Genomic DNA, 9,905 nt, shown 5'->3' with positions numbered 1-9,905 from the left:
AATAATTTTATGCCTTTATTTTTTTGATAAGATTCAAACTTTTTAAATCGTCTGCTTTACTCTCTTTATTTTTCTTCTATAATTTTTTTGATTTTAAATTCTATTAAAATCATCTCAGCATATTTAAGTGAAGTTATTCACTTTTATTCATTTTCTGATATCACAAAGGTCTAATTATGAAAATTTTCACTTGGCCTGTGGTTGCAGGTGCTGCACTTGGTATCATTGCTCCACTTCTAACCTATGAAGGCAATCCTGGCAATATGGGGTTCTGCGCTGCATGTTTCTTACGTGATACATCTGGTGCATTAGGACTACATCGAGCCGCTCCACTTCAATATATCCGCCCAGAACTTATTGGTTTAGTTTTTGGTGCATTAATTAGTGCACTTTTTGCAAAAGAATTTAAACCTCGTGCAAGTTCTGCGCCAATTACCAGAATTTTACTCGGTTTCTTCGCTATGCTTGGTGCATTGATTTTCTTAGGTTGTCCTTGGCGTGCATTCTTACGTCTAGGTGGTGGCGATCTTACAGCAATAGTGGGTATTGCTGGTTTGTTTGCTGGTGTACTCGGTGGTATCTTTTTTGCTAACCGAGGTTTCTCTTTAGGTAAAGTTACAGAACAAAGTCAATCTTCTGGTTGGATACCTATTCTCTTTGTCCTTACCTTATTTATTTTCTTAATTACTAAATTTAGTTTTGGAGAAAATCTACCTATTTTCTTCTCTGAGAAAGGGCCTGCTGCTCAACATGCAAATCTTTGGTTATCTCTAGGCGGCGGTATTATCATTGGAATTCTAATGCAAAAATCTCGCTTTTGTTCTATTGGCGCTTTTCGCAATTTTGTCTTATTTCGAGATCCTCATTTATTAAATGGTGTATTAGCTCTAATACTTTTTACCATTGTGACGAATCTTGCTTTAGGGCAATTCCATCTTGGTTTTGAAAAACAACCTTTAGCGCATAATGACTATATTTGGAATTTCTTTGCGATGGCTTTATGTGGTTTATGTTTCTCGCTTGCCGGTGGTTGTCCAGGTAAACAGTTAGTGCATCTTGGCGAAGGAGATAACGATTCAGCTCTTTTCATTTTAGGTATGTTACTTGGTGCAGCTGCTGCACATAATTTTTCCTTAGCTGCTTCCGGTGCTGGTGTAAGTCAATTCACACCTTATGTAGTTATCATTGGGTTTGTATTCTGTATTTACGTCGGCTTAACCAATAAAGTAAAAGCATAATACAATATTTATCAGCGGTTATCTGCTTTTGATACCAACAGATAACCGCTATAAAAATATTAACGCTAGTGTCATTATTTCTACTACTAAATTTTCCTTAACAATTATCCTCGCCTATTGCATCACCCCAAAAATCAGCCTAAAATTAGCCAATTTTTGCCCCGTGAGGCAGGAAGCTATTTTACAGTTAATCAAGTTGCCCGTGAGCAACAAAGGAAAATTTATGAAACAAAAAGTTGATGCATATGGCTGGAAAGCCTTGCTTGGTTCTGCCGTTGGTTATGCTATGGACGGCTTTGATCTTCTCATCTTGGGCTTTATGCTCACCGCTATTTCTTCCGATCTTCTTCTTACCCCTGCGCAAGCTGGTTCTTTAGTGACTTGGACACTCATCGGTGCTGTTGCTGGTGGAATTATTTTCGGCGCATTAAGTGACCGATTTGGGCGTGTTCGAGTTTTAACTTGGACAATTGTTTTATTTGCGATCTTCACTGGATTATGTGCTTTTGCTCAAGGTTACTGGGATTTATTAATTTATCGTACTATTGCCGGTATCGGTTTAGGTGGTGAATTCGGGATCGGTATGGCTTTAGCCGCGGAAGCTTGGCCAGCAAGACATCGTGCTAGAGCATCTGCTTATGTCGCATTAGGTTGGCAAGTTGGTGTGCTCGGTGCTGCACTTCTCACCCCAGCATTGTTACCGCATATCGGATGGCGTGGTATGTTTATGGTCGGTATTATTCCGGCTTTTGTTGCTTGGTATTTACGTTCTCATCTGCACGAACCAGAATTATTTGTCAAAAAACAAGCGGCACAGGATCAAGTTTCAGTATTAGCTTCATTTAAAGACAAAGCCACTTGTAAAGTTAGTTTAGGGGTTGTAGTCCTTACCTCCGTACAAAACTTCGGTTATTACGGTATTATGATTTGGTTACCAAACTATCTTTCTAAACAACTTGGCTTTAGTTTAACGAAATCTGGCCTTTGGACAGCAGTAACCATTTTAGGGATGATGTTTGGTATCTGGGCATTTGGACAACTTGCCGATCGTATTGGACGTAAACCAAGTTTCTTACTATTCCAATTAGGCGCCATTATCAGTGTTGTCCTCTATTCACAATTAACTACCCCAGAGCTAATGTTAATCGTTGGCGCTTTCCTCGGAATGTTTGTAAACGGTATGATGGGTGGTTATGGCGCATTAATGTCAGAAGCTTATCCAACTAAAGCAAGAGCAACTGCACAGAATGTATTATTTAATATTGGTCGTGCAGTAGGTGGTTTTGGACCAGTCGTAGTTGGTGCGCTTGTATCGGCTTACTCTTTCCAACTAGCCATCGCATTTCTTGCCTTAATTTACTTTATTGATATGTTAGCAACATTCTTCTTAGTGCCAGAATTAAAAGGCAAAGTTCTAGAATAAAAAATACTTCAAAAACAAAGGCTGCCAGAGGCAGCCTTATTTATTTAACTAATGAGATTAAAGAATATCTAATAATTCCACTTCAAAAATTAGCGTACTAAATGGAGGAATTGATGCGCCTGCACCACGTTCTCCATAAGCAAGATTGTGAGGGATCACTAAACGCCATTTTGAACCTACCGGCATCATACTCAATGCTTCAATCCAACCAGCAATCACACCATTTACTGGGAATTCAGCCGGTTGGCCACGTTGTACTGAACTATCGAATACTGTACCGTCAATTAATGAACCAGTGTAGTGCACACGAACTTTATCAGTTTTAGCTGGTACCTTTCCTTCACCTTTAGTTAAAATTTGGTACTGTAAGCCACTTTCGGTTTCAACCACATCTTTATGTTGGCGATTTTCAGCTAAAAATGCTTTACCTGCTTCTTCAATTTCTTTAAACAATAATTGTTGTTTTTCTTCTACACGTTGTTGTAATTGTTGAATTGCTTCAGCTAATTGTTGTTGATCTAATGCGGGTGTATTTTGATTTAATACATCAAAAATTCCTTTCGCAATGGCAGTCGCTTCAACATCTAATTGGCTTGCTAATAATTGTTGTCCAATCTGCAAACCAATACCATAACTTCCTTTTGCTTCTACGCTATCTAATGAAACTTGTTCAAAAAATTGTTGTGACATGAAATTTCCTTCTTAATTAAAAGTTTATTTTACTTTATGTGCGAGTAATTCACCCATACGAACAGCAGTATCCTGATGTAAATAAGGGGCAAATTCAACTTGATTTTGTGCAAACAGGTTAATTACTGTAGAACCTAAACGAAATGAACCCATTTCTTGTCCTTTCTCTAAAGAAATTGCACCTGATTCCCCTTGAGCAGGATAATGCCAAGTTTGAATTTCTCCTGGGCGTGGAGGATTAATAACGCCAGCCCAAACTGTACTAATACTCGCTGTAATTGTTGCACCAACTAAAATTTGTACCATTGGTCCAAATTCTGTTTCAAACACACAAATAACCCGTTCATTACGCGAAAATAAGTGTGGAATGTGTTCTGCTAAAAATGGATTCACAGAATAAAGTTCGCCAGGAACATAAATCATTTGACGTAATGTTCCCGCACAAGGCATATGTACACGATGATAATCTCTTGGCGATAAGTAGGTTGTAATAAATTGACCATTTTTGAATTGCTCACTCAACTCAAAATCACCCGCCAACAAATCTGTTAAATTGAAATAATGTCCTTTTGCCTGAATTAAACGATCTTCTTCAATCGTACCTAATTGACTAACACGTCCATCTGCTGGCAAACATAAACCGTCTGGATCCTGATTAATCGGGCGTACACCATCTCTTAATGGACGAATAAAAAATTGGTTAAAAGAAACGTAATCTTTCGCATCAGAATACAAGGCTTCTTGCATATTAATACGATATTTTTTTATGAACAGGCGAATAATCGCATGTGTTACAGCACCCCATTGCTTCTCTGCTAACCATCCTGCTGCACGAGTTACTAAAAATTGTGGTAATACATAATGGAATGCCACTTTTAATTTATCGAAATAAGTTATCGTCTTGTCCATAATGGAATTTCCTCTCTCTAAGTCATGAAAAAGTCATTCATCTTGCTGATGAACTGCGGATTATAACAAGTTATGCCTATTCTGCAATTTTCAAGCTGGATTAGCAATTTTTCTTCAATTATGAAACTCTCTTTTTAGCGAAAAACTTATAAAAAAAGCTGTAATTCCTTTGACTATTGTTGGATCTAACGTTAATATTTGCACCCTATGAAAAAGGTAAAACTACCCTTAACCGTCGATCCGATTAAATCAGCACAAAGACGTTTGAACTATGAGGGCTACTACTCTCAGGCTCAATTAGTGCGTTTAAAAGATGCGGTTAACCAAGTGCTAAATGATGTTGAAGCTGAACTTACATTTGCAATCGACCCACAAAAATTGGTTGTGATGCAAGGAAAAGCAACGGTTGATGTAATGTTGGAATGCCAGCGTTGCGGAACACCTTTTCCATATCATTTATCATGCACTTTTAATTACAGTCCAGTGTCTAACATGGATCAGGCTGATGTGTTACCTGAAATTTATGAACCGATCGAACTTAATGATTTTGGGGAAATAGATTTATTGGGAGTGATTGAAGATGAACTTCTCCTTTCTCTTCCATTGGTTCCAATGCATGAACCAGAACACTGTGAAGTGTCCGAGGATGAACAGGTCTTTGGAGAATTGCCAGAAGAATTGGCAAAGAAACCAAACCCGTTCGCTGTGTTAGCTAGTTTAAAGAAGCAAAAATAGTTAGGAGTATAGCCAATGGCTGTTCAACAGAATAAAAAATCTCGTTCAAGACGTGATATGCGCCGTTCACATGACGCATTAACAACTGCTGCAGTTTCAATCGATAAAGAAACTGGTGCTACTCATTTACGCCATCATGTTACTGCTGATGGTTACTACCGTGGTCGTAAAATTAAATAATTTTCGTCAAAAGGTAATCAATTGAGTCTAACCATTGCGTTAGATATGATGGGCGGGGACTTTGGTCCCCGTATTACTGTCCCAGCTGCCATCCAAGTGTTGGAAAAGCATCCAACGCTAAGATTTCTTTTTTTCGGTGATCACACTGAAATTCAGCAATATCTGCCAACATCAAACCACTCGCTTTCTGAGCGCATTACAATTCATCATTGTAGTAGGCAAATTTATTCAGATACCCCTATTTCTCAAGCATTACGTTATAGCAAAGGAACTTCTTTACGTTTAGCGATTGAAGCGGTACAAAAAAATAATGCTGTTGCTTGTGTAAGTGCGGGGAATACGGGTGCTTTAATGGGATTATCCAAAATCCTTATTCAGCCTATTCCAGGGATTCAACGTCCTGCATTAACATCTCTTATTCCTACCATCAATGGACATCATACCGTTATGCTTGATCTTGGTGCGAATACAGAAGTCAGTGCAGAAATGTTATGTCAATTTGCCAAAATGGGCAGTATTTTTGCTGAAAATATATTGGATTTAGTCTATCCAAGAATAGCCCTATTAAATATTGGAATTGAGGCAATTAAGGGTTTACCCCATATTCGACAAGCCGCACAGCAGCTTGAACAGTCAATCGATCTCAATTATGTAGGATTTATTGAAGGCGATCAGCTATTAAACCATGTTGCAGATGTCATTGTGGCAGACGGTTTTAACGGTAATATTGCATTAAAGACCTTAGAAGGTACGGCAAAAAATATTATCCATCTATTAAAAGATAATGCCCAATCTCAACCTAAATGGTGTACAGCTTGGTTACATCGAATTCTTCGCCATTTATTAAAAGATAAATATCAACAATTACAATCGTTTAATCCAGATAAACATAGTGGTGCCTCTTTATTAGGTTTACAATCAGTAATTGTGAAGAGTCATGGCAGTTCAAATAGTGATGCATTCGCCAATGCTATTGAACACGCTATTTTCCAAGTGAATAAAAATATTCCAGAAAAAATTCTTAAGAGTTTGTCATAGACAGTAACAAATCTTTTGATTATCCATAAAATTACGATAATATTTCCGACAATTTTTCATATGACGAGATAATTATGTATAGCAGAATTTTAGCGACAGGTAGTTACCTTCCGCAACAAATTAGAACAAATGCCGACTTAGAAAAAATGGTCGATACTTCCAACGAGTGGATCTCAGTACGTACAGGTATTAAAGAGCGCCGTATTGCAGCAGCCAATGAAACTGTTGCCACTATGGGATATGAAGCAGCAAAACAGTGCTTAGCGGTTGCCAATATTGATGTCAATGAAATTGACTTAATCTTGGTAGCCACGACAAGTAGTTCTCATGCATTTCCGAGTGCAGCTTGTCAAATTCAGCAATTATTAAATATTGAAGATGCGATCAGTTTTGATCTCGCTGCTGCTTGTTCTGGCTTCGTCTATGCTCTCAGTGTTGCTGATCAATTTATTCGTACAGGTAAAGTAAAGAAAGCATTAGTTATTGGTTCAGACTTATTATCTCGCCGCTTAGATGAACAAGATAGAGGCACTGTTATTTTGTTTGGTGATGGTGCCGGTGCGGTAATTTTAGAAGCTTCTGACCAACAAGGTATTATTTCAACACATCTACACGCGAGTGGTAAAGATTCTGGTGTTCTCTCCTTACCAATTAATTTACCTAACGCTGAAGCGCCAGAATATTTAACGATGCAAGGTAATGAAACATTTAAAATTGCTGTACGTGAATTAGCAAATGTTGTTGAAGAAACCTTACAAGCAAATCAACTTGAAAAGGAACAAATTGATTGGTTAGTGCCTCATCAAGCTAATCTTCGCATTATTTCTGCTACCGCAAAAAAATTAAATATGGATCTTTCCCAAGTGGTAGTGACATTAGATCGCCATGGTAATACCTCTGCGGCAAGTATTCCAACCGCACTGGATGAAGCTGTAAGAGATGGTAGAATCCAACGAGGACAACTTTTATTACTCGAAGCATTTGGCGGCGGCTTAACTTGGGGTTCAGCCCTCATTCGTTATTAATGAATTTTTAAAATTAACAAAGGTTATATCATGAAAAAATTTGCAATGGTTTTTCCTGGTCAAGGTTCTCAAGCAATTGGAATGCTTGCCGAATTAGCAACTCAATATCCAATCGTTGAACAAACATTCCAACAAGCTTCCGAAGTACTTGATTATGATCTTTGGGCATTAGTTCAGCAAGGCAGTGCCGAAGAATTGAATAAAACTTGGCGTACTCAGCCTGCTCTACTTGCAGCGTCTGTTGCTATTTTCCGTGTTTGGCAACAACAATATCCAGAATTAACACCGTCTGTTATGGCTGGACATAGTCTAGGTGAATATTCTGCATTAGTGTGTGCTGGCGTCATTGATTTCCAAGATGCTATTCAGTTAGTACAATTACGTGGCAAATTAATGCAACAAGCTGTACCAGAAGGAACAGGTGCAATGTATGCCATCATTGGTTTAGATAATGAAAAAATTATCCAAGCTTGTGAACAAGCCGCTCAAGGAGAAGTAGTTTCAGCAGTAAACTTTAATTCACCAGGTCAAGTGGTTATCGCAGGAAATAAAGCTGCCGTTGAACGTGCTGCAACACTATGTAAAGAAGCTGGGGCAAAACGCGCCTTACCTTTAGCGGTTAGCGTACCATCACATTGCGCTTTAATGAAGCCAGCGGCTGATCAACTTGCTGTTGCGCTAGCCTCTATCTCTTTTAAACAACCACAAACTGCAGTTATTAATAATGTAGATGTCAAATCAGAAACAGATCCTGATGCTATTCGTAATGCATTAGTTCGCCAACTTTATAATCCTGTTCGTTGGACAGAAACAGTAGAAAAGATGGAACAACAAGGTATCGAATTAGCCTTTGAAATTGGTCCAAATAAAGTATTAACTGGTTTAAATAAACGTATTAGTGCCAATATTCAATCTGTTGCAGTGAACGATATTGCTTCACTTGCTGAAGTTGACACACTAAAAACTCAAGAATAAAAAGGAATGATTATGCAAAAAATCGCATTAGTAACAGGCGCAAGCCGTGGTATCGGTAAGGCTATTGCTGAAGAGCTGATTAGTAAAGGCTTTACTGTTATTGGAACAGCTACCAGTGAAAATGGTGCGAATGCTATTTCTGCTTATCTAGGCGAAAATGGTAAAGGTTTGGTGTTAGATGTAACTTCTCTTGATTCGATTAATCATGTTTTAGAACAAATTAAACAAGAATTTGGGGATATTGATGTTCTCGTCAATAACGCAGGAATCACACGTGATAACCTCATGATGCGAATGAAAGAGGAAGATTGGGACATTATTCTACAAACAAATTTAAGTTCTGTATTCCATCTCTCAAAAGCTGTATTACGCAGTATGATGAAAAAACGTTTTGGTCGTATCATCAGCATTGGTTCCGTAGTGGGTTCAATGGGAAACCCAGGTCAAGCAAATTATTGTGCAGCAAAAGCCGGTATCATTGGTTTTTCTAAAGCATTGGCTAAAGAAGTTGCTTCTCGTGGTGTAACTGTAAATGTTGTTGCCCCAGGTTTCATCGCTACTGATATGACAGATGCATTAACTGAAGAACAAAAAGCCGCAACATTAGCACAAGTACCAGCTGGTCGCTTAGGTGAACCAAAGGATATTGCAAAAGCTGTGGCTTTCTTAGCCTCTGATGATGCAGGTTATATTACTGGTGAAACCCTCCATGTGAATGGTGGTATGTATATGAATTAATATGCTGTTATGAAATTGTAACAGCAATACATATTCTACGGATTGATCGTCTTGAGTAAGGAAAAGCATAGCAATTAGCTGTACTTAATGATAGAATTGCCCGCGAGTATGTAACTTTGGTCAATGTATGCATACTGTTTTGACCTACTTGTTGGATGCGAGGTTAGACCTCTAAATTTAACAGTTGCAACTTAATTGATTATGCATACAATTTCTCCTCTTGCAGAACAAAACTAATAGGGAATAAACAAATGAGCATTGAAGAACGCGTCAAAAAAATTATTGTTGAACAATTAGGCGCTAAAGAAGAAGACGTTAAACCAGAATCATCTTTCGTTGAAGATTTAGGTGCTGATTCTTTAGACACTGTTGAATTAGTAATGGCTTTAGAAGAAGAATTCGATATCGAAATTCCTGATGAAGAAGCTGAAAAAATTACTACTGTTCAATCTGCTATTGATTACGTTCAAAGCAACCAATAATTTTAGTAGAATTTTTCTGTAAAAAGGATTATCCACAAGATAATCCTTTTTGTTTATATGGTATCTAACAAATGAATCCATTAATTCTTGGTATCATTCTCTGCATACTGTCACAAATCTTATTCAGTTCATTATTTTTATTCAGTTATGCGATGCAGCCATTGAGTGGCTCAGTAATTTTTGCCCTACGTATTGTTGTTACGATGTGCTGTTTATGGTTACTGCTGTATTTCAATCCTCAAAAACAGAGCATTAAACATTTTATTTTACATACACTCGGTAATTCTATTTTACGTTGGAGTACTGTCTTAATTGGCACTTGTATTCTTGCAAGTCAGCTTTGGTTATTTATGTGGGCGCCAATTAATGGAGAGGGATTAAATGTTGCTATGGGATATTTTCTGTTTCCACTGGCTATGGTATTTGCTGGAAAAATGCTTTGGCAAGAAAAATTGACCACACTCCAATTATT

General features: G+C 37.8%; 12 protein-coding genes. 10 read left to right on the top strand and 2 right to left on the bottom strand.

The features are described from left to right. The first annotated feature begins 176 nt into the window (after nt 1-176). Nucleotides 177-1,238 (top strand): YedE family putative selenium transporter, encoded by a 1,062-nt coding sequence (gene yedE / locus PF272_RS11530; protein WP_271142865.1) that lies wholly within the window; start codon nt 177-179, stop codon nt 1,236-1,238. Nucleotides 1,239-1,461: 223 nt separating this feature from the next. Further along, on the top strand, nt 1,462-2,661 hold the full coding sequence (locus PF272_RS11525) for an MFS transporter (RefSeq protein WP_271142864.1): 1,200 nt from the start codon (nt 1,462-1,464) through the stop codon (nt 2,659-2,661). Nucleotides 2,662-2,718: 57 nt separating this feature from the next. On the opposite strand, the gene PF272_RS11520 is transcribed toward PF272_RS11525, so the two are convergent. After that, on the bottom strand, nt 2,719-3,351 hold the full coding sequence (locus PF272_RS11520) for an FKBP-type peptidyl-prolyl cis-trans isomerase (protein ID WP_271142863.1): 633 nt from the start codon (nt 3,349-3,351) through the stop codon (nt 2,719-2,721). 24 nt (nt 3,352-3,375) lie between these two features. Continuing rightward, nucleotides 3,376-4,260 carry an archaetidylserine decarboxylase gene (gene asd / locus PF272_RS11515; protein WP_271142862.1) on the bottom strand — a complete coding sequence of 295 codons (885 nt, stop codon included), beginning with the start codon at nt 4,258-4,260 and terminating at the stop codon, nt 3,376-3,378. A gap of 207 nt (nt 4,261-4,467) precedes the next feature. On the opposite strand from asd, the gene yceD reads away from it, so the two are divergent. The 8 genes from yceD to PF272_RS11475 form a co-directional block, all read left to right on the top strand. Continuing rightward, complete coding sequence (gene yceD / locus PF272_RS11510) at nt 4,468-4,995, top strand: 23S rRNA accumulation protein YceD (protein WP_271142866.1); 528 nt, start codon at nt 4,468-4,470, stop codon at nt 4,993-4,995. 15 nt (nt 4,996-5,010) lie between these two features. Continuing rightward, entirely contained in the window at nt 5,011-5,175 is a 165-nt protein-coding gene (gene rpmF, locus PF272_RS11505; protein ID WP_013745784.1) for a 50S ribosomal protein L32, read from the top strand. A 21-nt stretch (nt 5,176-5,196) separates the two neighbouring features. Beyond that, the gene (plsX, locus tag PF272_RS11500) at nt 5,197-6,213 is read left to right on the top strand and encodes a phosphate acyltransferase PlsX (RefSeq protein ID WP_082985054.1); all 1,017 of its coding nucleotides are present in this window, start codon (nt 5,197-5,199) and stop codon (nt 6,211-6,213) included. Nucleotides 6,214-6,287: 74 nt separating this feature from the next. After that, nucleotides 6,288-7,238 (top strand): beta-ketoacyl-ACP synthase III, encoded by a 951-nt coding sequence (locus tag PF272_RS11495; RefSeq protein ID WP_271142861.1) that lies wholly within the window; start codon nt 6,288-6,290, stop codon nt 7,236-7,238. A gap of 30 nt (nt 7,239-7,268) precedes the next feature. Further along, on the top strand, nt 7,269-8,213 hold the full coding sequence (gene fabD / locus PF272_RS11490) for an ACP S-malonyltransferase (protein WP_065237393.1): 945 nt from the start codon (nt 7,269-7,271) through the stop codon (nt 8,211-8,213). A gap of 9 nt (nt 8,214-8,222) precedes the next feature. Continuing rightward, the gene (gene fabG, locus PF272_RS11485) at nt 8,223-8,951 is read left to right on the top strand and encodes a 3-oxoacyl-ACP reductase FabG (protein ID WP_156540576.1); all 729 of its coding nucleotides are present in this window, start codon (nt 8,223-8,225) and stop codon (nt 8,949-8,951) included. Nucleotides 8,952-9,202: 251 nt separating this feature from the next. Further along, nucleotides 9,203-9,433 carry an acyl carrier protein gene (gene acpP / locus PF272_RS11480; protein WP_065235317.1) on the top strand — a complete coding sequence of 77 codons (231 nt, stop codon included), beginning with the start codon at nt 9,203-9,205 and terminating at the stop codon, nt 9,431-9,433. A 71-nt stretch (nt 9,434-9,504) separates the two neighbouring features. Then, a partial coding sequence (locus tag PF272_RS11475) for an EamA family transporter (RefSeq protein WP_461782258.1) occupies nt 9,505-9,905 on the top strand: 401 nt, incomplete at its 3' end.

Origin of the sequence: Gallibacterium faecale (assembly GCF_027920745.1) — a bacterium.
In the GTDB taxonomy this organism is placed as follows: Bacteria; Pseudomonadota; Gammaproteobacteria; order Enterobacterales; family Pasteurellaceae; genus Gallibacterium; species Gallibacterium faecale.
Note: the sequence above shows the minus strand (reverse complement) of the source record. Positions and strands in the feature narration are given on the sequence as shown.

Bases quoted from the DNA above. Each gene is read 5' to 3' on its own strand.
- yedE (WP_271142865.1), top strand. From the start codon at position 177: ATGAAAATTTTCACTTGGCCTGTGGTTGCAGGTGCTGCACTTGGTATC.
- PF272_RS11525 (WP_271142864.1), top strand. From the start codon at position 1,462: ATGAAACAAAAAGTTGATGCATATGGCTGGAAAGCCTTGCTTGGTTCT.
- PF272_RS11520 (WP_271142863.1), bottom strand. From the start codon at position 3,351: ATGTCACAACAATTTTTTGAACAAGTTTCATTAGATAGCGTAGAAGCA.
- asd (WP_271142862.1), bottom strand. From the start codon at position 4,260: ATGGACAAGACGATAACTTATTTCGATAAATTAAAAGTGGCATTCCAT.
- yceD (WP_271142866.1), top strand. From the start codon at position 4,468: ATGAAAAAGGTAAAACTACCCTTAACCGTCGATCCGATTAAATCAGCA.
- rpmF (WP_013745784.1), top strand. From the start codon at position 5,011: ATGGCTGTTCAACAGAATAAAAAATCTCGTTCAAGACGTGATATGCGC.
- PF272_RS11495 (WP_271142861.1), top strand. From the start codon at position 6,288: ATGTATAGCAGAATTTTAGCGACAGGTAGTTACCTTCCGCAACAAATT.
- fabD (WP_065237393.1), top strand. From the start codon at position 7,269: ATGAAAAAATTTGCAATGGTTTTTCCTGGTCAAGGTTCTCAAGCAATT.
- acpP (WP_065235317.1), top strand. From the start codon at position 9,203: ATGAGCATTGAAGAACGCGTCAAAAAAATTATTGTTGAACAATTAGGC.